Genomic DNA, 24,691 nt, shown 5'->3' on the forward strand with positions numbered 1-24,691 from the left:
TTTACAATCAAAAATATATGTTTATATTTGTTACTTTTTTACATAAAAAAATAAATTACAAATAAATATATGTTGATTTTCGTTGCAATTTTTGTATCATAAATACATATTAACTATTAAAGTGGAGGAAAAAATGATACAAAAAGCTTTGCAATTAGCTGAAGAATTACAAAGAAAGATAGAAAGTAATATCTCTCAAAGCGAAAAAGAATTTCATGCCAAAATGCAAAAACTTTTAAATAATCCTAAAAATAAAGTAATGTTAATTGAGCTTTTAGATCGCTCTTTTAGATGTAAAGATAAAAGCGCGAGTTTTGAGCTTATAGAACATACTTTAAACAAATATGGTATAGCTGATTTTTTTAGTGCTTTTGAAAAATTTTTACTTTTTTCATTTTTAAATTTTGGAAAATTTGCACCAACTCTTAGTGTGCCATTTTTCATTAAGCATTTAAGAGAAGATACTAAAGCTATGGTTTTAGATGCAAATCCTAGTGTTTTAGAACCTCATATGCGTAAAAGAAAAGATGAAGATAAAATCACTTTAAATGTAAATTTAATTGGTGAAGAGGTTTTGGGTGAGGCTGAGAGTGCTTATAGGATGAAAAAATACGAAGAAGCATTAAAAACAAGCTATATTACTTATATTTCTATTAAAATTACTACCATTTTTTCCCAAATCAATATCATTGATTTTGAATACTCTAAAGATGAGGTGGTAAAAAGATTGGATAAATTATATGCTCTTGCTTTAGAGGAAGAAAAAAAGCAAGGTGTGTCTAAATTTATCAATCTTGACATGGAAGAATTTAGAGATTTAGAATTAACCGTTGAAGCTTTTATGGAAAGTGTTGCAAAATACGATATTAAAGCAGGTATTGTTTTACAAGCTTATTTGCCTGATTCTTATGAGTATTTGAAAAAACTTTTTGCTTTTTCTAAAGAAAGAGTTTTAAAAGGTATGAAGCCTATAAAAATTCGCTTTGTTAAAGGAGCGAATATGGAAAGTGAAGAAACTATAGCCTCACAAAGAGGTTGGGCTTTACCTACTTTTTATAAAAAAATTGACACCGATAGTAACTATAAAAAAATGCTTGATTTTGTCTTAGAGGGAGATAATCATAAATATATTAATATAGGTATTGCAAGTCATAATTTATTTGAAATTGCTTATGCTTATACTAGAATTTCACAAGCTGGAGCTTTATCATCTTTTACTTTTGAAATGCTTGAGGGTATGAGTTTACAATGCTCTTATGAGCTTTCTAAAATGCATGATCTTATACTTTATGCACCAGTTTGTGATGAAGCACATTTTAACAATGCTATTGCATACTTAGTAAGAAGACTTGATGAAAATACTAGTGAAGATAATTTCATGAGATATTTTTTCAATCTTAAAATTAATGATAAAAATTGGCAAATACAAAAAGAATTATTTCTAAAATCTTTAGAAGGTGTTGCTAGTTTGGATAATTCTACTCATAGAACTCAAGATAGAAATAATGAAACAAAGGCTATTAGTTCTTATGAGAGTAAAGAATTTAAAAACGAACCTGACACAGACTTTATCTTAAAAGCAAATAGAGAATGGGCTAAGGGTATAAGAGCTAAGTATGAAAATTTAGAAAATTATGATGTCTATCCGGTTGCAAAAGAAGAAATTAAAAACGAAAATTTACAAGTAGTAGAAGTTAAAGATAAAATCAAAAATCGCACTATAGGTAAAGCACACTTAGCAGGCCAAGCAGAGATCAAATACGCTTTAGATGTAGCTAAGAGCTCAAATTTTAGTGATTTAAGTCATGATGAAATTTATAAAATTTTAGCAAAAACTGCTCAACTTGTTAGAGAGCGTAGAGGAGATTTAATAGGTATAGCAGCCTTAGAAGTAGGAAAAACTTTCTTAGAAATTGATCCTGAAGTTAGTGAGGCTATAGACTTTTTAGAATTTTACCCACATTCTTTGGAAAAACTAAAAGAGCAAAATCCAAATACTACTTTTAAAGCAAAAGGCATAGGCGTGGTGATTGCACCATGGAATTTCCCAGTAGGTATTTCAGTAGGAACCATAGCAGCACCTTTGGCCGCAGGAAATAAAGTGATATATAAACCATCATCTTTATCGATGTTAACAGGTTATATGCTTTGTAAATGCTTTTGGGATGCAGGAATTCCTAAGGATGCTTTGATTTTCTTACCTGCTAAAGGTAGTGATATATCAAAATATTTACTTGTTGATCAAAGTGTGAAATTTTCAGTATTAACTGGTGGAGAAGAAACTGCTTATGCAATGCTCAAAGCTAATCCAACCTTACTTTTAAGTGCCGAAACAGGCGGTAAAAATGCAACTATTGTTTCTAAATTTGCTGATCGTGATAGTGCGATTAAAAATATCATTCATTCAGCTTTTTCAAATTCAGGTCAAAAATGCTCTGCTACTTCTTTACTAGTTTTAGAAGAAGAAGTTTATAATGATGAAGAGTTCAAAAAGACTTTGGTAGATGCTGCTAGTTCTATGGCGGTTGGAAATCCATTTGTGTTTAAAAATAAACTTGGAGCTTTAGCAGATAAACCAGATGTGAAATTACAAAAAGCTTTAGATGAATTAGCTCCGTATGAAAGTTGGGCTTTAAAACCTAAATTTATAGATGATAATCCTTATCTTCTAACTCCAGGGATTAAATATGGTACTAAAAAAGGTGATTTTACGCATATGAATGAGCTTTTTGCACCAATTTTAACTGTAATGAAAGCAAAAGATTTAAAAGAAGCTATTGATATAGTAAATTCTACAGGTTATGGACTTACAGCAGGATTTGAAAGTTTAGATGAGAGAGAATGGGAATACTTCCATACTCACATAGAGGCAGGAAATATTTATATTAATAAACCAACAACAGGAGCTATAGTTCTAAGACAACCTTTTGGTGGTATTAAAAAATCAGCCATTGGTTTTGGTAGAAAAGTTGGAATTTATAATTACATTACCCAATTTTTAGACATAGAGCAAAGTCAAGCTGATCAAAATGTTTTAGACAATGAATTAGTATCAAATTTAAATGCTTTAAGCTTGGATTTAAATGAAAAAGATAAAGCCGATTTTGAAGTCATTAAAGCTATGGCAAGAAGCTATGCTTATCATGCAAAACATGAATTTGCAAGTGCGAAAGATTATGTCAATATAAGAGGTGAGGATAATCTTTTCTCTTATACAAAGGTTAAAAATATCGCCTATAGAGTGCATAAAGATGATAGCTTAAAAGATATTTTAGGAGTTATTTTAGCAGCTAGTGTGCTAAATATTGATCTTATTTTAAGTTATGATGAACATGAAAAAATAGATCTTGTGCAAAAGATTAATCAAAAAATTAGTTCAAAAACTTTATTCCTTAAAGAAAGTAAAGAAAATTTCATTAGCAAAATAGCTGATTATGAAAGAATTCGTTATTTTGCTCCATTAGATGTTAATGATGAAATTTTCATAAAGGCAGCAGGTGGCGCAAAAATCATCGCTAATGCTAAGCCTTTAATGAATGGACGTTTTGAGTTGCTTTTATATCACAATGAAAAAGCTTTAAGTATATCTTTCCATCGTTATGGAAATCTAGGCATTCGTGCTTTAAAATAATATAAAAAGGAGATAAAATGGAGGTTGTTCAAATTAATACTCAAATTGCGATAATGTTTGTCGCATATTCAGCATTAATGCTTTTTATCGGATTTTATTTTTATAAACAAAATAAAAATTCAGAGGACTATTTTTTAGGTGGTCGTTCTATGGGGCCGGTAGTTTCAGCACTTAGTGCTGGAGCTTCTGATATGAGTGGATGGCTTTTAATGGGTTTGCCAGGAGCTTTATATGTAAGTGGTTTAGCTGAAAGTTATATTGCAATAGGTCTTAGTATAGGAGCGTTTTTAAACTGGGCCTTTATAGCAAAAAGACTTAGAATTTATACTAGCGTGATTGCAAATTCTATTACAATTCCAGATTATTTTGAAACAAGATTTGATGATGATAAGCATATATTAAGAGTGGTTTGCGCTATTGTTATTTTAATTTTCTTTACTTTTTATGTTTCTTCAGGACTTGTAGGTGGAGCAAAACTTTTTGAAGCAACTTTTGGAATTCAATATGATTATGCTTTAACTACAGGAACTGTTATTATAGTTGCTTATACATTTTTGGGTGGATATAAGGCAGTTTGTTGGACGGATTTGATTCAAGGTTTATTAATGATGAGTGCCTTGATTATCGTGCCTATAGTGATGATTTATCATTTGGGTGGCTTTAGTGAAGCTGTTAATATAGTCAAAGAAATTAAGCCAAATACTTTTTCTATGGGAGAAGGATTAAGCTTTTTAGGCATAGTTTCAGCGCTTTCTTGGGGGCTTGGATATTTTGGTCAGCCGCATATTTTGGTGCGTTTTATGTCTATACGCTCAACTAAAGACATCCCAACTGCTACTTTTGTAGGAATTTCTTGGATGGTTATATCTTTAATTGGTGCTTGTTTGATAGGTGTTTTAGGTATAGCTTATGTGAGTAAATTTGAACTTAGTTTACAAGATCCTGAAAAGATTTTTATCGTAATGTCACAATTACTTTTTAATCCTTGGATAGCAGGTATTTTATTAAGCGCTATTTTGGCAGCTATTATGAGTACAGCAAGTTCACAATTGCTTGTTTCAAGTTCGACTATAGCAGAAGATTTTTATAAAAGAATTTTCAATAAAGAAGCGTCTAATAAAATGGTAATGACTTTAGGTAGATTTGGTGTTTTAGCAGTGGCCGTGATAGCTTTTGTTATTTCTACTGATAAAAACTCAAGCGTATTAAGCATAGTAGCTTATGCTTGGGCAGGGTTTGGAGCAAGTTTTGGTTCTGTAATGCTCTTTTCATTATTTTGGTCAAAAATGACTAGATATGCTGCTATTGCAGGTATGATTACAGGTGCAGTTGTAGTTGTAGCATATAAAAATTTCTTGGCTGAGTGGCTTAATTTTCCTATTTATGAAATCATTCCAGGATTTTTAGCTGCATCTATTGTGATTGTTTTAGTGAGCTTGGTTACAAAAGTGCGCCCAGGAACTAAAGCAGCTTATGAAACAATGTTAAAACATCTTTAATATATATTCAAAAGCCTTTAAGGCTTTTGAATTAAAAATCTAAGCGTTGGACCATCTTGATTTATTTCTAGAATTTCAAAACCACGATTTTTAGCATCTTGAGGTATAGAATTGATACTTTGCGGACAATCACATAAAATTTCTAAGACTTCACCTGATTTTAGTTCTTTTAAGGCTTCAATAGTAGCTATAGCAGGGTATGGACAAGCCTCACCTTCTAAATTTAAACTATGATGAATAATCATATTTTTCCTTTTTTATTTTGTTTGAAAAAGAATGATTTTTTAAACTTTAATATAAATAAAAATAAAATTGCAAATAAAATTAAATTGATTACTAAACCATTAAAATAACCAAATTCATTTAAAAGATGAATCTTTACTCCATCTGTTAAGAAATTTGGAAAATAATCATAACTTAAAGCTAATATCATAGTGCCAATAATATTTGCAATACCCACTATAATAAAATGACTTTGTCCTTCACAAGCTCGATACATCCAGCCACACTCGCATCCTCCGGCAAAAACTATCCCAAAGCCAAATAAAAAAGCACCTAAAGCAATATTTGGTGATATTTCTATTATTTTGCTAGTGTGCCCTTGTAAGATAAAAGCAAAAGCTATTAAACAAGCTATAATCATACCTATTAAAGCACCCTTTATGGCATTATCCCTACCAAATAAAAATAAATCTCTAAAGCAAGAAGTAAAGCAAATTTGAGCTCTAGATATGATAAAACCAAAAACAAAGCCAAATATTAACGCTAAAGGAAGAATACTTTCTTTATTTTTAATATTTAAAGGTTGTCTTTGTAGTATAAATATAACATAAGTTATAAAAATTATAAATACACCAAGTCCTATATAAAAATATATCTTTGCAGTTTTATTTTGTGTTTTTAATGATTGGTTTTCTTTGCATACACGTTGTAATTTAGCTTTTGGTTTAAAAGGTGCTAGATTACAAACTTTAACAGCTAAATAAATCCCTAAAATCATAAATAAGGTAAAAACCCAAGTATGCAAAGAAAAATAAGGTAAACCTGTAAAAAAATTTGCCAAATTGCAACCAAAGGCAAGTCTTGCACCAAAACCGGATAAAATTCCACCTATAATAGCTTGAAAAATTCGAATTTTGCTAGCAGGTAAGCGCCATTTGAATTTATTTGCTAAAAATGCAGCACTTAAACACCCTATAAACATACCTATAAGCATAATACCATCAATTCTTGTTAAGGGACTGCCACTTAAATTTTGCTTTTGATAATAAGAATAAGAGCTTAAGTCTATGCCAAAAAATTCTAAAAACTCTCCGCCCCAGCGCGTCATTTCGCCAGTGACTGCCCAAACACTACCAAAAATTCCAAAATAAATAGCACTTAAAATTCCAAGCATAATCATGCCTTTGGAATTATCCCAAAAATTTATAAAAAAAGATTGTTTGAAAGAATGCATTGTCGTATCCAAAAATTGTGATTGTCAAAACTTGACACTAATAAAGTTAGTATTATAGCTAATAAATTTATACAAAATAAAATATTATTAAAAATAGTTTCAATTTTACGTATTTGGTTTTTGTTTTAATTAAAAATATTAAGATATAATATCTTTTTGGAAGGTTAGCTTATCTGGTGATGGCCACTGACTTCAAATCAGATGAAAGGGTAGTTGACTACTTTTTGGGGAGTTCGATTCTCTCACCTTCTCGCCAAATTTAAGTCAAAATGGAGTTTTCATGAGTAAAGCAGATATTATCGTTGGTATCCAATGGGGTGATGAGGGTAAAGGTAAGATAGTTGATAAACTATGTGAAAATTATGATTATGTTTGCAGGAGTGCAGGCGGACATAATGCAGGTCACACTATATGGGTTGATGGTATAAGATATGCTTTACATTTAATGCCATCAGGTGTTTTGAATAAGCAATGTATTAATGTTATAGGAAATGGAGTTGTAGTTAATCCCGATGTATTAATTAGCGAAATGGCTCAATTTGAAAATTTAGAAGGAAGATTATTTATAAGTGATAGAGCTCATTTAAATTTAAATCACCATGCTTTGATTGATCAAGCAAGAGAAAGACTTAAAGGCGATAAAGCTATAGGAACAACAGGCAAAGGCATAGGGCCAAGCTATGAAGATAAAATAAGTCGTAATGGACATAGAGTAGGGGAATTGCTAGAGCCTGAAAAACTTTGTGAAAATTTAATGAAAGATTTTGAACTTAAAAAAACTTATTTTGATGTTTTAGGTATTGCAATGCCTAGTTATGATGAAATTTTAAAAGATTTAAAACGCTTTAAAGAAGTGCTAGCGCCATATATTACAGATACCACAAGAATGCTTTGGAAAGCTTTGGATGAGGATAAAAAAGTGTTATTAGAAGGTGCACAAGGGTCAATGCTTGATATTGATCATGGAACTTATCCTTATGTAACTAGTTCAACGACTATTTCGGCTGGAGCTTTAAGTGGTTTGGGATTAAATCCAAAAGAAATTGGAAAAGTTATAGGTATAGTAAAAGCTTATACAACAAGAGTGGGAAATGGAGCTTTTCCAAGTGAAGATTTAGGTGAAGATGGTGAAAAAATAGGACTTATTGGTAAAGAAATTGGTGTAAGTACAGGTAGAAAAAGAAGATGCGGTTGGTTTGATGCGGTTGCGGTAAGATATACTGCAAGATTAAATGGTTTAGATACTTTATCATTGATGAAACTTGATGTGTTAGATGGTTTTGAAAGTGTTAAAATTTGTAAAGCTTATGAATATAAGGGACAAGAAATAGACTATGTACCTTGTGATTTAGAAAATGCTAAACCTATTTATGAAGTAATGGAAGGTTGGGATAAAGTTGCAGGGATTAGAGATTATGATTTATTACCTGAAAATGCTAAAAAATACATTAAGCGTTTGGAAGAATTAAGTGGCGTTAGAGTAGGTTATATCTCCACAAGTCCTGAAAGAGAAGATACTATCATTTTATGAAAAGCAAATATTCTTCTGTGATTAAGCTTAGAAAACAACAGCTTGATAAAGCAGAAGCAAATTTAACCAAAACAAGACAAAAGCTTTTGCAGTGTGAAGAAGAACTTAAAGAAGCCTCAAAAACTTGCGAAAGTTTAACTTTAGCCGATAAGGGCTCGATAGCTTTGTTAAGATCGTCTTTAAAATTGCAAGAAATTGCAAGAGAAGGCAAGCAAAGGGTTAAACAAAAATTGGATTTAACCAAAAAAGAATTAGCGCATCATCAGCATTTATATAAAAAAGCTCATTTGGAATTTGAAAAAATCAAAGTTTTAGAAAATGAAGAATTAAAAAAGATTCAAAAAGCCTTACAAAAAGAAGAAGAAAAATTTATAGACGAACTTGCTATAACAAGGCATTTTAATAAGGATAAATAATGAAAAAAATAATATTTTTATTAATTTTTTTAAATTTTGTAAATGCGCAACAAAATTGTGAGCAATATTTTGAAGCAAGAAAAGAACAAATGCAAGAACAAATTAGAGAATATGATGAAGCAAGACAAAGTTTAGAGGCTTATAGAGCTTCTTTTGAAGCTTTACAAAAAGAAAAAATGCAAGCTTTGGTACAAAAAGAAGCTGATATTAATGCAAGTTTAGAACAAATCAAAAGCTTAAAAGAACAAAATGAACGTATATTGAAAGCAACTAGAGAAAATCTCCAAGCGATTAATGATAAAACTATGGGGCGTATTACAGAAATCTATGCAAAAATGAAAGATGTGGCTGTTGCAGGTATATTAAGCGAAATGGAACCTGATGAAGCTTCAAAAATTCTACTTTCGCTTGATCCTAGAAAAATTTCATCCATTATGGCAAAAATGGAACCTAAGAAAGCTTCAGATTTAACATTACTTTTAAAAAATTTAGATCAAAATGCAAGTTCGCAGTAAGTTTTAAGCAGTTTTTACCTTTTTTTTAGTATTATTTCAATAAAAATAAAAAGGTGAATAAATGCGTATCAAACCAGCTCACATACCTTATATAGCAAATAAAATAATACTTGATTTAATGCATTCTTCTTTTGTTAAAATTAAAGATGATAGTCAAAAACTTTTAAAAATAGCAAAAGAGATTATAGAAATAGATGTTTTAAACGAGCGTAAGCTTGATGAAAAAGCAAAAGAGCTTTTAGAAAGCCAGGAAGATGAAATCGAGTTTATGCAAATAGATAGAAAAAGTATGTTTTGGATGATTAAGAAAAAATTAGCAAATGAGTTTAAATTTATGCTTGATAGTGAAGATAGATACAATAACCTTTCTCATAAAATTTTAGAAAATTTAGTAGAAGAGGATTTGATAAACTATAATGTATCAGAAAATCGTGTGAAAAATCTCATTTTCTCAAGTATTATGTCTTATTTAAAAGAGTATGAAAATTTAGAAGATTTGGTTTATGAAAAAATTTCAAATTATAAAAGAAAGCTTATCCCAGGTTCTGAAGAATATGAATTGGTGTTTGAAAAGCTTTACCAAGAAGAGCTTAGAAAAAAGGGACTTTTATGAAAGCATATATTTATATAGAAAATGATGTTTTTTTAAGTGCAAAGGCTTTTGGAGAAAGTGGAACTTTTTTTGGTGAGCTTGTTTTTAATACTTCTTTAACGGGCTATCAAGAGATTATTTCTGATCCTTCATATGCGGGTCAATTTGTGGTTTTTTCAATGCCAGAAATTGGTATAGTTGGCGTTAATGATGAAGATAATGAAAGCAAAGAAGTTTTTGCTAGCGGTATGATTATAAGGGAATTAAATGAAGATTATTCTAATTTTAGAGCCAATGATTCTTTGAGTGCTTATTTGAAAAACCATGGCAAAATAGGACTTTGCGAAATTGATACTAGATTTTTGGTTAAAATGATTAGAGATCAAGGAAATTTAAGAGCTATAATATCTACTGAAATTAAAGACAAAGAAGAGCTTAAGAAAATGCTTCTTTCTAGTGCTAAAATCGATGAGGTAAATTATGTAGCACAAGTTAGCACTAAAAGCTCTTATAAGCATAGTAAAGGTGCTTGGAATCATAGCAACAAAACTTATGAGAATGTAAAAGCAAATGGTAAAAAAGTAGCTGTGATTGATTATGGTGTAAAAGAAAATATTTTAAATGAACTTGTGAGTGTAGGACTTGAAGTAGAGATTTTTCCTTATAATACCAAGGCAAAAGATTTGATTGATTTATACCAAAAAGGTGCAATTCATGGGGTATTTTTATCCAATGGACCAGGTGAGCCAAAAATTTTAAAAGATGAAATTGCAGAGATTAAAAAATTAGCAGAAGCAAAAATTCCTATGCTAGGTATTTGTTTAGGGCACCAGCTTTTAAGTAATGCATTTGGTTATGAAACTTATAAGATGAAATTTGGTCAACATGGAGCAAATCATCCAGTAATTAATCTTACAAATAATACAGTAGAAATTACAGCACAAAATCACAACTATAATGTTCCTGAAGAAATAGCAGAGGTTGCAACAATTACTCATAGAAATTTATTTGGTGATAATGTAGAGGGTGTAAAATACAAAAATTATCCTATCATTTCAGTGCAACATCACCCAGAAAGCTCCTCAGGACCACATGAGAGCAAATACATCTTTAAAGAATTTTTAGAGCTTTTGTGAATTTAGATTTTATTGCTTTAGCGAGTATAGCTTTTCTTTCTAGCTTTGGACATTGTTATGGAATGTGCGGAGGTTTTATTTTAGCTTATACTCAGCTTTCAAAGCAGATCAAACTCCCTTTTTCTCTTTTGATTTTCTCTTATCATTTATCTAGAATTTTTGCCTATGTTTGTTTGGGCGTATTTTTTGGATTTTTTGGAAATTTATTTTCTTTTAGCGAATTTGCAAAAGGTATAATGCTTTTTACTATCGGGATTTTTATGGTGGTTTTAGCTTTTGCTTTAATTTTTAAAGGAAAATTGTTAGCTTTTTTTGAAAGCTCTTTAATTTTTGACTGTGTCATTAAAAAAAACATTTCAAGATTAATTCAAAATAAGTCTTTAAAAAGTACTATTTTTTTAGGCTTTTTAAATGGTTTTGTACCTTGTGGCTTGGTGTATTTTTATATAGCTTTTGGAATGAGTGTACAGAATGTATACTTATCAGCGTTAATTATGCTTGTTTTTGGACTTTCAACACTGCCTGCTTTGGTATTTTTTGCTTATTTTTCTAAAACACTGAGTGAAAAATTCCAAAAAACAGCTAGTTTGATTTCTTATATTTTAATATTTTTTTATGGCTTGTATTTTTCTTATATAGGTTTTTCTTTAACTCGATAAAATTTATTATTTACTTGTAATTCTTAATAGATGATTAATCATTGTGATTTTAAGCTAAAAAAGATGATAATTATCATATAATATAGCGATTGCATATTGCAGAAAAAAACTTAAGGAGAGGAAATGCACCCAGGAAATGCATTAAACTATGACTATACGGTTGCTAAATATTTTATGTTTGCTACCTTATTGTTTGGTGTTATTGGTATGGCTATTGGAACGCTTATTGCCTTTCAAATGGCTTATCCGGATTTAAACTATTTAGCTGGTGAGTATGGCACTTTTTCAAGACTTAGACCATTGCACACTTCAGGTGTAATTTTTGGTTTTATGCTCTCAGGAATTTGGGCTACTTGGTATTATATTGGTCAGCGTGTACTAAAAGTTAGTATGGCAGAATCAAGCTTTTTAATGTTTGTTGGCAAACTACATTTTTGGCTTTATATGATCACTATGATTATAGCTGTTATTACCTTGTTTGCAGGTATTAGTACTTCAAAAGAATACGCAGAGCTTGAATGGCCACTTGATATATTGGTAGTTTTAGTTTGGGTTTTATGGGGTGTAAGTATTTTTGGACTTATTGGAATTCGCCGTGAAAAAACTTTATATGTTTCACTTTGGTATTATATAGCTACCTTCTTAGGTATAGCAATGCTTTATTTGTTTAATAATATGGCAGTTCCAACTTATTTTGTAAGTGGAATGGGCGATTGGTGGCATAGTGTTTCTATGTATGCAGGAACTAATGATGCGTTAGTTCAATGGTGGTATGGACACAATGCTGTTGCATTTGTATTTACTGTTGGTATTATTGCTCAAATTTATTATTTCTTACCAAAAGAAAGTGGTCAGCCAATTTTCTCATATAAGTTATCTTTATTTGCGTTTTGGGGCTTAATGTTTGTTTATCTATGGGCAGGTGGACACCACTTGATTTATTCTACTGTGCCTGATTGGATGCAAACTATGGGTTCAGTTTTTTCAATTGTACTTATTTTACCTTCTTGGGGTTCAGCAATTAATATTTTACTTACTATGAAAGGTGAGTGGAGTCAATTAAGAGAAAGTCCGTTGATTAAATTTATGATTTTAGCTTCAACTTTCTATATGTTCTCAACTTTAGAAGGTCCTATTCTTTCTATTAAATCAGTTAATGCATTAGCACACTTTACAGATTGGATTCCAGGACATGTTCATGATGGTACTTTAGGTTGGGTTGGCTTTATGACTATGGCTGCACTTTATCACATGGTGCCTAGAATGTTTAAAAGAGAACTATATAGCAAATCATTAATGGAAGCTCAATTTTGGATTCAAACTACAGGTATAGTATTGTACTTTAGTTCTATGTGGATAGCAGGTATTACTCAAGGTATGATGTGGAGAGCTACTGATGAGTATGGTAACTTACTTTATACTTTCATTGATACTGTTGAAGCTATTGTTCCTTATTATTGGATTAGAGCTGTGGGTGGCTTGTTATACTTAGTAGGATTTTTCATGTTTGTTTATAATATTTATAAATCAATTTCAGTGGGTAGAGTGCTTGATAAAGAGCCAAAAAGTGCTTCACCTATGGCAGCATAAGGAGGAAAAATATGTTTAGTTGGTTAGAAAAAAATCCATTCTTTTTTGCTGTGGCAGTATTTATAGTGATTGCATATGCAGGTATTGTAGAAGTTTTACCTGATTTTGCTCAGAATGCAAGACCAATTGAAGGTAAAAAGCCTTATACAGTTTTACAACTTGCAGGACGTCATGCTTATATTAAAGAAAGTTGTAATGCATGTCATTCACAACTTATTCGTCCTTTTAAATCAGAAACAGATCGTTATGGTATGTACTCAGTTAGTGGCGAATATGCTTATGATAGACCATTTTTATGGGGTTCAAAAAGAACAGGACCTGATTTATTGCGTATAGGTAATTTTAGAACAACAGATTGGCATGAAAATCACATGTGGGATCCAGTTTCAGTTGTCCCTGGTTCTATTATGCCAGCTTATAAACATATGTTTAGCAATAATGCAAATATAGAAACAGCTTATGCAGAAGCACTAACTGTAAAAAAAGTTTTCAATGTGCCTTATGATACTGAAAATGGTACAAAACTAGGTACTTGGGAAGAAGCTCAAGCAGAAGTTAAAGCAGAAGCTCAAGCTATAGTAGATCAAATGAAAAACCAAGATGTTAAAGATGCGTTTGCTAGAGGTGAAATTAGAGAGATTGTAGCTTTGATTGCGTATCTTAACAGCTTAAAATAGGAAAAACTATGGATTTAGAACTAATAAGAGAGCTACAAGCTTATGGTTTTTTTGCTCTTGTAGTATTTTTAGTGGTAGTTTTGTATTCTTATTGGTTTCATTTGTATAGATCTGAAAAAACAGGTAGAAGAAACTATGAAAAATACGCTGATTTGGCATTGCATGATGAAATCAGCGATCGTGTTTTAGAGCAAAATAAAAGGAGTGCTTAATGCAATGGTTGAATTTACAAGATAATGTTAATTTATTATCTTTTATCGGAGCAATTCTTATCATACTAATTACGCTTGTTGTGGTAGGAAAATTGTTTAAAAGTATGAAAGAAGAAAAGAGCCAAGGTGAACTAAGCGAGCATAGTTGGGATGGTATAGGTGAGTTTAAAAATCCTATACCACTTGGTTGGGCTGTAGTGTTTTTCTTAGCTATAGTATGGTGTATATGGTATTTTCTTTGGGGATATCCTTTAAATAGTTATTCTCAAATTGGTGAGTATAATAAAGAAGTACAAGCACATAATGAAAAATTTGCACAAAAATTTGCAAATTTAAGTGCACAAGATAAACAAGAAATGGGTAAGAATATTTTCTTGGTTCAATGTTCTTCTTGTCATGGTATTACAGGTGATGGTATTAATGGAAAAGCACAAAATCTAAACATTTGGGGTTCAGAAGAAGGACTTATAGAGGTAATTACTAAAGGTTCTAAGGGTATGAATTATCCTATGGGTGAAATGTTAAGTGCAGCTGATAATGGCATAGATGAGGCTGATATCCCTGCAATTGCTGCCTATGTTGCTTCTGAAATTTCAGCAATTAAAAAAACTGAAAATCCTCAACTTGTAGCAAAAGGAAAAGAACTTTTTGCAACTTGTACGGTGTGTCATGGTGAAGGTGGAAAAGGAACGATTGATGGACAATTGGTTGCTCCAGATCTTACAAAATATGGTAGTGCTGAGTTTGTAGTAGATGTTTTAAATCGTGGTAAAGCAGGTAGCATAGGTGTAATGCCTCATTTTAATAATGGTTTATTAAATGAGCTTCAAAAAGAAGCAGTTAGCGAATATGCAATTTCTCTTTCAAGGGGTGAATAATGGAAAATTCAAATAGATGTGTATTTTCACTTTCGGGTGTTAGTGGAATGTTAATAGCAACTGTTTTATTGCTATCGATTCTAGCTGGACTTACTGTTTGGGGTCTTAAAACACAGCAGGATGTTATGCAAAAACCTTATAAAATAGAAAATGCAGAGCAAATTAAAATGTTTGACTCTAAAAGAGAAGAACATATCATCATAAAGGAATGATTATGGCAAAAGTTCTTGAATACTTAATCATAGCTGGCTTAGTTGTAGCAGCAGGAGTTACTGCTTGGTCAGTTTTAACTGTAAATCACCTTTTTATAGGATGAAAAATATATTTAAAGGCGGTTTTTTAACCGCCGTTTTTATTTGCTTTGCTAATTTCTTACATGCTGAAATACTATTAAATGACAATATCTTAAATACTGCAATAGAGCAAAATATTACTTCAAGCTCTAAGCAAATTCGTGAGTTAACCGGAGTAAATATCGCTTTGGCATTAAGTGATAAAAAAGATTTTGAAAGTTTAAAGAGCTATGAAGCTAATTTAAGTAAACCATATATTTTACTTGTATTTTCTAAAGCTTCACATAAGGTAGATATACTTGCAAGTGATGATGCTTTAGCTTTTTTTGATAAAGAAGGTGTTTTGAGTCCTTACCCTGAAAAAGGAACGATTTTGCCTATACTTGCAAATCCTAAACAAAAAGACATTTACAATGCTGCTATTTTAAATGGTTATGCAGATATTGCTGATCAAGTGGCAAATCATTTTAATATAAAACCTTTTTATGGAAATTCAAATCGTGATACTTTAAATATCATGAGAATTTTAATTTATGGCTTTTTATGTGTTGCGATTTTGATGTTAGTGCAAAGAAAAATCAAAAGGAGAAGATAAATGCAAAATCAGAAAACATTTTGGCCTTATGGCATTTTGATTTCTTTAGGGCTTATTGTTATAGCTTGTATTGTAACGATTTTTATTGCAAGCAAAGCCCCTGTGTATGAAGATAATTTTTATTTTGATTCTTATCAAAATGTAGAGTTAAATTATAATGAAATTCAAAACAGACAAAAGACTTTTGATGAAAATTTTAAATTAAGCATTAAAGATAAAGAAAGCTTTGTGCATAAGAAAAATCAAGTTTATTATATCAATGAAGGGCAAAATGAACTTAGGATTGCAATTGAAAATTTAAAAGATTATGACTTAAATAAACTTCAAATTCAAACTTTACTTTCACGCCCACATACAAATGTAAATGATGAAAATTTACAAGCAAGGTTAGAAGGAAGTGATTTGGTGTTTTATTTTAATATCAAAGAAAAAGGTGTTTGGCAAATACTTTTAAAAATCACTCAAGATGAAAATAGCGTAGGATTTTTTAAATTCTTTTTACAGACTAAATAATGAAGCTTTTTGTTTTTAGCTCACTAAGAGCTTTAAGAAAATATTATGAGAAAAAACTACAAATAGACACTTTAGTAGATCCGGCTATGAGTATAGCTGAATTTATGCAAAAATTAGTTTTTTCTCCACATTTTCAAGCAACTTATTATGAGTGTTTGCTTTTGATGAAAAAGGCTTGCGAACAAACTAAAAATTTAGAACAAAGTTTGAAAATACCGAGTAATTTTTTTGCATTTTTAAAAAACAATGCTTATTTATTTAGTTTTTTTAAAGAACTTAGCTTGGAGAAAAAGGATATTAGCGCTTTAAAAAATTATGACGCTTATGCTCAGTATGATGAACATTTACAAATTTTAGAAGAGCTTTTTAAAAATTATCTTACCCTATTACATGAACAAAATTTATATGATGATATTTCTTTAGCGTTAGATTATGAAATTAATAATGATTTTTTAAAAAATTATGATGAGATTATTTTTGATTTTCAAGGTTTTTTGAATGCTTTTGAAGTAGAGCTTTTGTTAAAAGTTAAGGAAATACTTCCTCTTAAAGTGCAATTTAATTGTACTAAATTTAATAAAGATTTTTTAAGTTCTCTTAGCTTTTTACAAGGGCTTTCTCTTAAGGAAAATCATGTGTATTTATATGATGTAAATCAAGCACAAATATTACAAGAGTGTCCTTTTGTGCAAGAAAATAAAATCACTTATAAAAGTTTTAATTTACGGTCTTTACAAGCTGCTTTTATTTTTGAAAAAATTAACAGCTTTTTAAAAGCTGGTATTAGCGCAAAAGATATTGTAGTGATTACCCCTGATGAGAACTTTGTGGATATTTTAAGACTTTATGATAAAAACAATGTATTAAACTATGCCAATGGGGAAAGTATCAAACATACGCTTTTTTATCATAGATTAAAGACTTTATATGAAAGTGCTAAAGATGATGAGTTTGAGTATGAGCTTAGTGAAGATTTTTTTGATAGGCAAAAGTTAAACAAGCACCTATGTAATTTGTATTTTTATCCTTCTGGTATTGATTTTATAGAGTTTAGAAAGCTTTTTGATGAAAATATCTCTTTTGATTTTTTTGAAAACTTCATCCATAATTTGCTAGAAGATATTAACAATCAAGAATTGCAAGATTATATCTATCAAGAGCTTGCATTCATTAAAGAACTTATAAAAACACATACTTTAAGTTTTAAGCAAATTTTAGAGTTATTTTTCATGCAAATTGACAATAAAAAACTAAGCAGTGTTGGCGGTGGTGAAGTTACTGTAATGGGGCTTTTAGAAAGCAGGGGGCTCAGCTTTGATGGGGTGATTATAGTTGATTTTAATGATGAGTTTATCCCTAAAAGAGTTTCAAGTGAGTTATTTTTAAATAATGAAATTCGAAAAAAAGCAGGACTTATTACTCATGCTCAAAGAGAAAATTTACAAAGACATTATTATTACACCCTAATAGCCAAGGCAAAATTAGTAGGAATTTCTTATGTAGAAAATGAAGAAAAAATCAAGTCAAGATTTTTAAGTGAGCTTGATTTTTCACTCATAGAAGATAAAAGATACAGTGACAATGCCTATATTAAATACTTTCAAGCATACAAGTGTGATTTTAACCTTGAGCCAATTACACATATAATGGCTAAGCATGATTATTTTAGTAAAGAGCTTACTTTTACGAGATTTCACCTTTTGATAAATTATGGCTTAGATTATTATTATAAATATGTCTTAGGATTAAAAGAACCAAAAGAATTAGAAGATACTCTTAGGGCGAATGAGCTAGGAAGTTTTATTCATAAAGCTTTAGAAAAATACTATAAACAAAACAAAAAAGCAAAATATTTTGACTATGAAAAATTTATGGATATTGTAAAAAATTTGAAAGATTACAAAATCGATGCTTTAAATTTAGCTTTAATACAAGCAATGTTTAAAGAATTTCAAGTGCTTGAAAACGAGCATTTTAAACAAGGTTTTATGGTAAGAGATTGTGAATTTTCACAAAAAAAAGATTTTATCGCTGAAAATGGAGTTAAAATTACTATTTTTGGACGTTTAGATAGATTAGATGAAAATGAAAATGAAAAATTAGTCATAGATTATAAAACTGGGAAAATAGATGAAAAAACTTACCAGCTTGCTTTTTATAAGTTCTTATTAGAGGGTGTATACCCTTTAGAAAATATAAATGCTTGTTTTTATGATTTAAAAAATATGAAAATCGTTTATGAAAATACTGAAAGTGAAAAGGTGCAAGAGCTTAAAGACATGCTTAATGAGCTTGCAAAAGATCCTTTAGAAAAAGAATTTACTAATCAAAAAAATGATAATACCTATAGTCCTTATACCATGCTTTATAAAAAGGAGTTTAAGCTTTGAGTTGTAATTTTGAGCCTTTTTTGGCCTTAGAAGCTAGTGCAGGAAGTGGAAAAACCTTTGCATTAAGCGTGCGTTTTGTAGCCTTGGTGTTAATGGGAGCTAAGATTAATGAAATTTTAGCTCTTACTTTTACTAATAAAACCACAAGCGAGATGAAAGAAAGGATTTTTAAAACTTTTTTAGAATTTGATGTGCTTGAAAATGGAGAAAATAAAGCAGAATGCAATGAGCTTATGAGAATGCTAGGTAAAAGCAAGGAAGAGCTTGTAACTATAAGACAAAAGCGTAAAAACGAATTTTTAAGATCTAAGCTCAATATCTATACCTTTGATAGTTTTTTTTCACAAATTATTCGTTCTTTTGCTTTAAATTTAGGTTTTATGAGTGATTTTGAGATCATAGAAAGTCAAGATAGTTATAAAAATTTCATTGCTAAATTAAACGAAGAAGAGCTAAAAAGCCTAGCTTATTACATTATTCAAACAAAAAGCAAAAGTGATTTTTTAAAAAACCTTGAAAATTTATATATCAAGCATTGCGATGTTAAGCCAAATCCAAAAGCCTATCTTCCAAGCAAGGCTGCTTTAGAAAAAAATATTGATGAGTTTATAACTTATGCAAAAAATTTAAGCACAAATAAAAATTATCTTTCAAATTTTAATTTTGAAAGAATGGAAGATTTTTTCGCTAAGCCTATTATTAGTAATTTAAAAAAAGATTATTTTACCAAAGTCATTGATATTGAATTTTTACAAAAAAGAGCAGAACTTATACAAAATGCAAAAGAATATTTTAATCAAATGGAAAATTACCGCATAAGTATGCTTGCAAAGCTTTTGGCGCATTTTAAAGAAGCAAGAAATGAAAACAATACCGAGCAAAATGCATTAACTTTTTCAGATATAGCCTTAAAAACTTATGAATTAATTAGTGATGAAACTAACAAAGATTTGATTTATTTTAGACTTGATGGTTATATTTCTCATTTATTAATCGATGAATTTCAAGATACTAATGTCTTGCAATATCAAATTTTAAAGCCTATTATCGCCGAACTTGTTTCAGGTGAGGGTGTGAAAAAAAACAGAAGTTTTTTTTACGTAGGCGATAAAAAGCAAAGCATATATGGCTTTAGAGGGGGTAAAAAAGAACTTTTTGATAAGCTTTTAAAAGACTTTCCACAAATCAAACTAGAGCATTTAGATACTAATTATCGTAGTAAAAAGATCATTGTTGATTATGTCAATGACACCTTTAAAGATAAATTCTTTGATAGCTTTTTAAATCCTGGCTTTACTTTGCAAAAAAGCGTTAAAGAAGGCGGGTATGTAGAAATTTTGCAAAATCACATTCCTAGTAAAGATGGCTCTGTTTATGAAGCAAGTGCTAAGGAAGCTTTAAAAATCATCCATAGACTTTTAGAAAAAGGCATTAGGCTTGATGATATTTGCATTTTAGTATGGGTCAATAAAGACGCAACTTTGATCCAAGAATTTCTTGAAGAAAATGGCGTTAAAGCTTATACGCAAAGTAATGTTCCTTTGTTAGATTGTATTAGCGTAAGAGTGCTTTTTGAGTATGCAAAGGCTTGTGTGCTTAAAGATGAGTTTAGTTTGTATTTTGTAAATGATATTTTAAAAAAAGAGCTTAGCTATCTTGAGCTTGATCTAAACCGCAGTGTAGGTGAAATTTTAAAATACTTGATTGATTATTTAAAGCTTGATCTAAGCGATGTTAATCTTATCGCCTATTTAGAGCATGCAAGTACTTTTGATAATTTTTTTGATTTTTTATTTAGCCCTTGTAAATTAAGTTCTTTACAAGCACAAAATGATGGAGTTAGCATTATGACTGTGCATAAGTCTAAGGGGCTTGAATTTGAAAATTTAATCGTGCTTGATAGACTTAGTAAAAAAGCTCCAGATACCGATACTTTAATGTTTGAGTATGATTTAGAGCAAGGTTGGGAAATAAAATACAGACATAGTGTTAGAGAATACCTTGAAGATGATAGCTATAATGCCTTTTTAGACAAAAGAAAAAAACTCCAAACAGAAGATGAGATAAATTGTTTATATGTAGCACTTACTAGAGCTAAAAATTCTCTTTTTGTTATAAAAAATGATGAAAATTATAAGGGTTTTAAAGGATATTTTAAAGATTATGAAGAAAAGCAAATAGGTATTTTAGAAGAACAGCTTGTCAAAACAAATGAGCCTTTAGAAAATTTAGAACAAATAGAGAGCTTTGAAGAATTTCAAAAGGTAAATTTACAAGAAGTTAAAGTAAAAACTCATCTTTCAAGCATGCAAATACATTTTGGCTTGGCTTTGCATGAGTTTTTGCAATATTTTGATTTTAACACTAAAAGTAATTTCGAATTTTGTAAGCAAATGGTGTATAAAAAATATCGTTTTTACTTAGATGATGAAGGTTTTAATGAGCTTTTTAAAAGACTTACTATGCTTTTAAAAGATGAGAGCTTTAATACTCTTTTAGCAGGTAAAAAGCTACTAAAAGAGCAAATCATCACTTATAAAGGCGAGCAAAAACAGCTTGATATGCTTGCATTTGATGATAATGAAGCTATCATTATAGACTATAAAACAGGCTTAAATTTAAACGAGCATAAAAAGCAAGTTTTACTTTATAAAGAAGCCATAGGAAAAATCTTAGCCAAGACTTCTACTAAGGCTTTTTTGGTGTATGTTTTAAAAGATAAAGTGGAGATAGTGGAGGTTTAGAAAAACACATAATCTCAATTATTAAATAGAATGTATTGCAAAATTTTCATGAGGATGTAAAATGTATAAAATAAATAAATTAGAAAATTCCATAACAAAATTAGTTGAAAAGACTTTTAAAGAATTAGAATTTACAGAAAGGAAACATTTGCAAGAATGGATAGCTAAAAATCCTAGTTGTTTAGGTGAGGATTTACTTATTATACAAAAAGAATTTGATGATTTTGATGGCACAAAAGAAAGATTTGATTTATTAGCTTTGGATAAAGAAGGAAATTTAGTCATTATAGAAAATAAATTAGATGATAGCGGAAGAGATGTTACTTGGCAAGCTGTTAAATACGCTTCTTATTGTTCTACTTTTTCTAAAAGTGACATAGAAAGAATTTATATAGAGTATATAAAAGATGAAAATTATAAAGAAAAATTATGTGATTTTTTTGGTGTAGAAAATTATGATGATGTAAAAATAGAAAATCAACAACAACGCATTATTTTAGTAGCAGCAAATTTTAGAAAAGAAGTAACTTCAGCAGTTTTATGGCTTATAAATCAAGGTTTGTATATACAATGTTTTAAGGTTACGCCTTATGAATTTAATCAAGAATGTTTTTTAAATATAGAACAAATTATACCTATAAAAGAAGCACAAGATTATATAATCAAAATGGCAAAAAAAGAACAAGAACAAAATTTAATCAACAACTCTGAAAAACAAAGACACATTATAAGATTAAATTTTTGGAATAAATTATTAAATAAAATCAAAGAAGAAAATTTTGAATTGTTTTCAAATATAGGCCCATCAAAATATAATTGGATAGGTGCTGGAAGCGGTTTTAGTTTTTGTCAATATGATTTTGTTTTTAATAAAGATTGCGTAAGAATAGAGCTTTATATAGATAGTAAAGATAAGGATAAAAATAAAATTATATTTGATAAGCTTAAAGAAAACGAAAAAGAAATAAACAATACTTTTGAAAATTTAATATGGGAAAGGCTTGATGAAAAAAGAGCTTGTAGGATTAAATTTGAAAAAGAATACGATAGCTATGATGAAGCAAATTGGAATGAGATGATAGACTTTATGATAGAAAATATGAAAAAATTTGAAATTGTTATGAAACCTTATATACAGAAAATTAAATTATAAAATTATAAGTTAAATTATATAATTGGTTTATTATAAAAATCAATAAATGAATAATTAGTATTATTAAGCTTTAAATATTCTTAAATTAAGTATTAATTAAGCTAAAATAATTATAATCTCATTTTTAAAAAAATTTTTGGCAAAGGTAAGATGATGACAAAGATAACAAAGCCAAACGAAGTAAAACGTGAATGGATCGTTTTAGACGCTGAAGGAAAGCGTTTTGGTCGTCTTTTAACAGAAGTAGCGACTATTTTAAGAGGTAAAAATAAACCTTGCTATACTCCAAATGTTGATTGTGGGGATTATGTAATCATTATCAATGCTTCTAAAGCAGTTTTTACAGGTGCAAATAAAGCAGAAGATAAACTATACCACAGACATTCAGGGTATTTTGGAAGTGTAAAAAGTGAAAAATTTGGTGATTTATTAGAAAAAAATCCAGTTAAATTATATAAATTAGCAGTTCGTGGTATGCTACCTAAAACAAATCTAGGTAGAGCTATGCTAAAAAAATTAAAAATTTATGCAGGTAGCGAACACCCTCATACTGCTCAAATTGCTAATAAAGGAAAATAATCATGGCAACAACATACGCAACAGGTAAAAGAAAAACCGCTGTAGCTAAAGTTTGGGTAAAATCTGGTAGTGGTAAAATCATCGTTAATGGTATGGATTTAAACACTTGGCTTGGCGGACATGAAGCTATAAAATTAAAAGTAGTTCAGCCTTTATTAGTAACTAAACAAGAAACTTCTATGGATATTAAAGCAACAACTTTAGGCGGTGGATATAGCGCTCAAGCTGAAGCTTTAAGACATGGTATTTCAAGAGCTTTAGCTGCTATGGATGCAGATTTTAGAGCATTATTAAAACCAAAAGGACTTCTTACTAGAGATAGTAGAACTGTTGAGCGTAAAAAATACGGTCGCAGAAAAGCAAGAAGAAGCCCGCAATTCTCTAAACGTTAATCTTTTTTGGATCCATTTTTGGATCCATTTTTTCTTTCATTTTTTAAAAAAAACATATTTTTTCATATATTTTAGTTTTGTTTAAAATTATAGGATTTTTTATTTATAATAAACTTTTATAATTTCAAAGTCCGATCAGGGAAACCTCCTTTTTGTAGTAAATTTAAGCCCCTTACCCAAAAGGGGCTTATTTTATTTTAATCTTCATTTTATATAATACCCCATTTATTTTCATTTTTAAGGATAGACGATGAAAAAAATCATAGGATTGGTTAGTTTAGTTAGTGCTTTGTTTGCTTTTGATACTAGCAAAATAGAAATCACTCCAACCTTTAATTACACAACTCCAGAAGGAAATTTAGATCTTAAAAATTATGGTGGAGTGGGATTGAGATTTGGTTATCATTATGATGGTTTATGGCTAGATCAGGCTGAACTTGGCTTAGAGTATTATGACAATGCAAAATATAATAATCCAAATGATAATACACATACAGATACTAGTGTTTCAAGATTTTATGTAAATGCTATTAAGGGAATTGATCTAGCTAATCATGTATATTTATATGGTTTATTGGGAACAGGTTATGAGTATTTAAGTCATGGAGCTTATGAAAATAAAAGTGGTATGTTTGCTCAATATGGTGCAGGTTTTAAATTTGCACTTGGAGAAGATTTGGCTTTAAGACTTGAAGCAAGAGATCAAATTAAATTCAATAATGGTGAACATAATTTGATTTCTAGTGTTGGTTTGAGTTTTTATTTTGGTAATAAAGCTCCAAAAACTCCTCAAACTGCAACTAAACAAATCGAAGAAAAACCGCAAACAAAACAAATTGATAAATCATGTCCAGAGCCAAGAAAGGGTGCTTTGCTTGATCATATAGGTTGTGAAAAAACAATAGCGCTTGAAGGGCATTTTGGTTTTGATCAAATCACTATAAACCCTGAGTTTGCACAAAAAATCCAAGAAGTAGGTAAGGTTTTAGAAGAAAATCCACAATATTATACCATTTTAGAAGGTCACACAGATAGTACAGGAACTAAAGCTTATAATCAAAAATTATCATTAGAGCGTGCTAAGGCAGTTGCGAAAGAACTTGAAAAATCAGGCGTAGCTAAAGAAAAAATTGCAACTAAAGGCTATGGTTTTGATAAGCCAAAAGTAAGCAATGATACTAAAGAAGGCCGTGCGCAAAATAGACGCGTGGAAGCAAAATTTTTCATTAAAGAATAAACT

Annotated in this window: 24 protein-coding genes and 1 tRNA gene; 23 read left to right on the top strand and 2 right to left on the bottom strand. The window is 29.8% G+C overall.

Going from position 1 to position 24,691, the window contains the following annotated elements:
* Positions 1 to 133: 133 nt before the first annotated feature.
* Together L8X30_RS00975 and putP are read left to right on the top strand one after the other, a co-directional pair.
* Positions 134 to 3,631, top strand: coding sequence for a bifunctional proline dehydrogenase/L-glutamate gamma-semialdehyde dehydrogenase (locus tag L8X30_RS00975; RefSeq protein ID WP_263678548.1), 3,498 nt, complete (start codon positions 134 to 136; stop codon positions 3,629 to 3,631).
* Between the two features lie 17 nt (positions 3,632 to 3,648).
* Positions 3,649 to 5,130, top strand: a complete 1,482-nt coding sequence (putP, locus tag L8X30_RS00980; protein ID WP_263678549.1) for a sodium/proline symporter PutP — start codon at positions 3,649 to 3,651, stop codon at positions 5,128 to 5,130.
* Between the two features lie 17 nt (positions 5,131 to 5,147).
* Here putP and yedF read toward each other — a convergent pair whose 3' ends face one another.
* Both yedF and yedE read right to left on the bottom strand, forming a co-directional pair.
* Entirely contained in the window at positions 5,148 to 5,375 is a 228-nt protein-coding gene (gene yedF, locus L8X30_RS00985) for a sulfurtransferase-like selenium metabolism protein YedF (protein ID WP_263678550.1), read from the bottom strand.
* Complete coding sequence (gene yedE / locus L8X30_RS00990; protein WP_263678551.1) at positions 5,372 to 6,586, bottom strand: selenium metabolism membrane protein YedE/FdhT; 1,215 nt, start codon at positions 6,584 to 6,586, stop codon at positions 5,372 to 5,374. The genes yedF and yedE overlap by 4 nt, the downstream gene beginning before the upstream one ends.
* A gap of 158 nt (positions 6,587 to 6,744) precedes the next feature.
* Here yedE and L8X30_RS00995 point away from each other — a divergent pair.
* The 21 genes from L8X30_RS00995 (at position 6,745) to L8X30_RS01095 (ending at position 24,688) form a co-directional block, all read left to right on the top strand.
* Positions 6,745 to 6,842 (top strand) — tRNA-Sec (locus L8X30_RS00995).
* 24 nt (positions 6,843 to 6,866) lie between these two features.
* Positions 6,867 to 8,117, top strand: coding sequence for an adenylosuccinate synthase (locus L8X30_RS01000; RefSeq protein ID WP_263678552.1), 1,251 nt, complete (start codon positions 6,867 to 6,869; stop codon positions 8,115 to 8,117).
* A complete protein-coding gene (locus L8X30_RS01005; RefSeq protein WP_263678553.1) occupies positions 8,114 to 8,533 on the top strand; it encodes a flagellar FliJ family protein in 420 nt (139 codons plus the stop codon). The genes L8X30_RS01000 and L8X30_RS01005 overlap by 4 nt, the downstream gene beginning before the upstream one ends.
* The gene (locus L8X30_RS01010; protein ID WP_412174992.1) at positions 8,533 to 9,048 is read left to right on the top strand and encodes a MotE family protein; all 516 of its coding nucleotides are present in this window, start codon (positions 8,533 to 8,535) and stop codon (positions 9,046 to 9,048) included. The genes L8X30_RS01005 and L8X30_RS01010 overlap by 1 nt, the downstream gene beginning before the upstream one ends.
* A 61-nt stretch (positions 9,049 to 9,109) precedes the next feature.
* Complete coding sequence (locus L8X30_RS01015) at positions 9,110 to 9,661, top strand: DUF507 family protein (RefSeq protein WP_039617626.1); 552 nt, start codon at positions 9,110 to 9,112, stop codon at positions 9,659 to 9,661.
* Positions 9,658 to 10,776 carry a glutamine-hydrolyzing carbamoyl-phosphate synthase small subunit gene (carA, locus tag L8X30_RS01020; protein ID WP_263678555.1) on the top strand — a complete coding sequence of 373 codons (1,119 nt, stop codon included), beginning with the start codon at positions 9,658 to 9,660 and terminating at the stop codon, positions 10,774 to 10,776. The genes L8X30_RS01015 and carA overlap by 4 nt, the downstream gene beginning before the upstream one ends.
* The gene (locus tag L8X30_RS01025; RefSeq protein ID WP_263663809.1) at positions 10,773 to 11,435 is read left to right on the top strand and encodes a sulfite exporter TauE/SafE family protein; all 663 of its coding nucleotides are present in this window, start codon (positions 10,773 to 10,775) and stop codon (positions 11,433 to 11,435) included. Before carA ends, L8X30_RS01025 begins: the two co-directional genes overlap by 4 nt.
* Positions 11,436 to 11,558: 123 nt before the next feature.
* Complete coding sequence (ccoN, locus tag L8X30_RS01030) at positions 11,559 to 13,025, top strand: cytochrome-c oxidase, cbb3-type subunit I (protein WP_263663810.1); 1,467 nt, start codon at positions 11,559 to 11,561, stop codon at positions 13,023 to 13,025.
* Between the two features lie 11 nt (positions 13,026 to 13,036).
* Positions 13,037 to 13,702, top strand: a complete 666-nt coding sequence (gene ccoO, locus L8X30_RS01035; protein ID WP_149062087.1) for a cytochrome-c oxidase, cbb3-type subunit II — start codon at positions 13,037 to 13,039, stop codon at positions 13,700 to 13,702.
* 8 nt (positions 13,703 to 13,710) lie between these two features.
* The gene (locus tag L8X30_RS01040; protein WP_039617636.1) at positions 13,711 to 13,914 is read left to right on the top strand and encodes a cytochrome c oxidase, cbb3-type, CcoQ subunit; all 204 of its coding nucleotides are present in this window, start codon (positions 13,711 to 13,713) and stop codon (positions 13,912 to 13,914) included.
* Positions 13,914 to 14,792 carry a cytochrome-c oxidase, cbb3-type subunit III gene (gene ccoP / locus L8X30_RS01045; protein ID WP_263678556.1) on the top strand — a complete coding sequence of 293 codons (879 nt, stop codon included), beginning with the start codon at positions 13,914 to 13,916 and terminating at the stop codon, positions 14,790 to 14,792. The genes L8X30_RS01040 and ccoP overlap by 1 nt, the downstream gene beginning before the upstream one ends.
* Positions 14,792 to 15,004 carry a DUF4006 family protein gene (locus tag L8X30_RS01050; RefSeq protein ID WP_039617641.1) on the top strand — a complete coding sequence of 71 codons (213 nt, stop codon included), beginning with the start codon at positions 14,792 to 14,794 and terminating at the stop codon, positions 15,002 to 15,004. Before ccoP ends, L8X30_RS01050 begins: the two co-directional genes overlap by 1 nt.
* Before the next feature lie 2 nt (positions 15,005 to 15,006).
* On the top strand, positions 15,007 to 15,108 hold the full coding sequence (locus L8X30_RS01055) for a hypothetical protein (RefSeq protein ID WP_149062088.1): 102 nt from the start codon (positions 15,007 to 15,009) through the stop codon (positions 15,106 to 15,108).
* Entirely contained in the window at positions 15,105 to 15,680 is a 576-nt protein-coding gene (locus L8X30_RS01060) for a hypothetical protein (protein WP_149062089.1), read from the top strand. Before L8X30_RS01055 ends, L8X30_RS01060 begins: the two co-directional genes overlap by 4 nt.
* On the top strand, positions 15,681 to 16,193 hold the full coding sequence (locus L8X30_RS01065; protein ID WP_263678557.1) for a FixH family protein: 513 nt from the start codon (positions 15,681 to 15,683) through the stop codon (positions 16,191 to 16,193). It abuts the gene before it with no gap.
* Entirely contained in the window at positions 16,193 to 18,583 is a 2,391-nt protein-coding gene (locus L8X30_RS01070; RefSeq protein WP_263678558.1) for a PD-(D/E)XK nuclease family protein, read from the top strand. Before L8X30_RS01065 ends, L8X30_RS01070 begins: the two co-directional genes overlap by 1 nt.
* The gene (locus L8X30_RS01075; protein ID WP_263678559.1) at positions 18,580 to 21,327 is read left to right on the top strand and encodes a RecB-like helicase; all 2,748 of its coding nucleotides are present in this window, start codon (positions 18,580 to 18,582) and stop codon (positions 21,325 to 21,327) included. Before L8X30_RS01070 ends, L8X30_RS01075 begins: the two co-directional genes overlap by 4 nt.
* Positions 21,328 to 21,388: 61 nt before the next feature.
* A complete protein-coding gene (locus L8X30_RS01080) occupies positions 21,389 to 22,480 on the top strand; it encodes a DUF4268 domain-containing protein (protein WP_263678560.1) in 1,092 nt (363 codons plus the stop codon).
* Positions 22,481 to 22,633: 153 nt separating this feature from the next.
* Positions 22,634 to 23,059 carry a 50S ribosomal protein L13 gene (gene rplM / locus L8X30_RS01085; protein ID WP_039617653.1) on the top strand — a complete coding sequence of 142 codons (426 nt, stop codon included), beginning with the start codon at positions 22,634 to 22,636 and terminating at the stop codon, positions 23,057 to 23,059.
* Between the two features lie 2 nt (positions 23,060 to 23,061).
* Positions 23,062 to 23,451, top strand: coding sequence for a 30S ribosomal protein S9 (gene rpsI / locus L8X30_RS01090; RefSeq protein WP_263678561.1), 390 nt, complete (start codon positions 23,062 to 23,064; stop codon positions 23,449 to 23,451).
* A 250-nt stretch (positions 23,452 to 23,701) separates the two neighbouring features.
* A complete protein-coding gene (locus L8X30_RS01095) occupies positions 23,702 to 24,688 on the top strand; it encodes an OmpA family protein (protein ID WP_263678562.1) in 987 nt (328 codons plus the stop codon).
* Positions 24,689 to 24,691: the final 3 nt, after the last annotated feature.

It is taken from the genome of Campylobacter sp. CNRCH_2015_0338h, from assembly GCF_025772785.1.
In the GTDB taxonomy this organism is placed as follows: domain Bacteria; phylum Campylobacterota; class Campylobacteria; order Campylobacterales; family Campylobacteraceae; genus Campylobacter_D.

Bases quoted from the DNA above. Each gene is read 5' to 3' on its own strand.
- L8X30_RS00975 (WP_263678548.1), top strand. From the start codon at position 134: ATGATACAAAAAGCTTTGCAATTAGCTGAAGAATTACAAAGAAAGATA.
- putP (WP_263678549.1), top strand. From the start codon at position 3,649: ATGGAGGTTGTTCAAATTAATACTCAAATTGCGATAATGTTTGTCGCA.
- yedF (WP_263678550.1), bottom strand. From the start codon at position 5,375: ATGATTATTCATCATAGTTTAAATTTAGAAGGTGAGGCTTGTCCATAC.
- yedE (WP_263678551.1), bottom strand. From the start codon at position 6,586: ATGCATTCTTTCAAACAATCTTTTTTTATAAATTTTTGGGATAATTCC.
- L8X30_RS01000 (WP_263678552.1), top strand. From the start codon at position 6,867: ATGAGTAAAGCAGATATTATCGTTGGTATCCAATGGGGTGATGAGGGT.
- L8X30_RS01005 (WP_263678553.1), top strand. From the start codon at position 8,114: ATGAAAAGCAAATATTCTTCTGTGATTAAGCTTAGAAAACAACAGCTT.
- L8X30_RS01010 (WP_412174992.1), top strand. From the start codon at position 8,533: ATGAAAAAAATAATATTTTTATTAATTTTTTTAAATTTTGTAAATGCG.
- L8X30_RS01015 (WP_039617626.1), top strand. From the start codon at position 9,110: ATGCGTATCAAACCAGCTCACATACCTTATATAGCAAATAAAATAATA.
- carA (WP_263678555.1), top strand. From the start codon at position 9,658: ATGAAAGCATATATTTATATAGAAAATGATGTTTTTTTAAGTGCAAAG.
- ccoN (WP_263663810.1), top strand. From the start codon at position 11,559: ATGCACCCAGGAAATGCATTAAACTATGACTATACGGTTGCTAAATAT.
- ccoO (WP_149062087.1), top strand. From the start codon at position 13,037: ATGTTTAGTTGGTTAGAAAAAAATCCATTCTTTTTTGCTGTGGCAGTA.
- L8X30_RS01040 (WP_039617636.1), top strand. From the start codon at position 13,711: ATGGATTTAGAACTAATAAGAGAGCTACAAGCTTATGGTTTTTTTGCT.
- ccoP (WP_263678556.1), top strand. From the start codon at position 13,914: ATGCAATGGTTGAATTTACAAGATAATGTTAATTTATTATCTTTTATC.
- L8X30_RS01050 (WP_039617641.1), top strand. From the start codon at position 14,792: ATGGAAAATTCAAATAGATGTGTATTTTCACTTTCGGGTGTTAGTGGA.
- L8X30_RS01055 (WP_149062088.1), top strand. From the start codon at position 15,007: ATGGCAAAAGTTCTTGAATACTTAATCATAGCTGGCTTAGTTGTAGCA.
- L8X30_RS01060 (WP_149062089.1), top strand. From the start codon at position 15,105: ATGAAAAATATATTTAAAGGCGGTTTTTTAACCGCCGTTTTTATTTGC.
- L8X30_RS01065 (WP_263678557.1), top strand. From the start codon at position 15,681: ATGCAAAATCAGAAAACATTTTGGCCTTATGGCATTTTGATTTCTTTA.
- L8X30_RS01070 (WP_263678558.1), top strand. From the start codon at position 16,193: ATGAAGCTTTTTGTTTTTAGCTCACTAAGAGCTTTAAGAAAATATTAT.
- L8X30_RS01080 (WP_263678560.1), top strand. From the start codon at position 21,389: ATGTATAAAATAAATAAATTAGAAAATTCCATAACAAAATTAGTTGAA.
- rplM (WP_039617653.1), top strand. From the start codon at position 22,634: ATGACAAAGATAACAAAGCCAAACGAAGTAAAACGTGAATGGATCGTT.
- rpsI (WP_263678561.1), top strand. From the start codon at position 23,062: ATGGCAACAACATACGCAACAGGTAAAAGAAAAACCGCTGTAGCTAAA.
- L8X30_RS01095 (WP_263678562.1), top strand. From the start codon at position 23,702: ATGAAAAAAATCATAGGATTGGTTAGTTTAGTTAGTGCTTTGTTTGCT.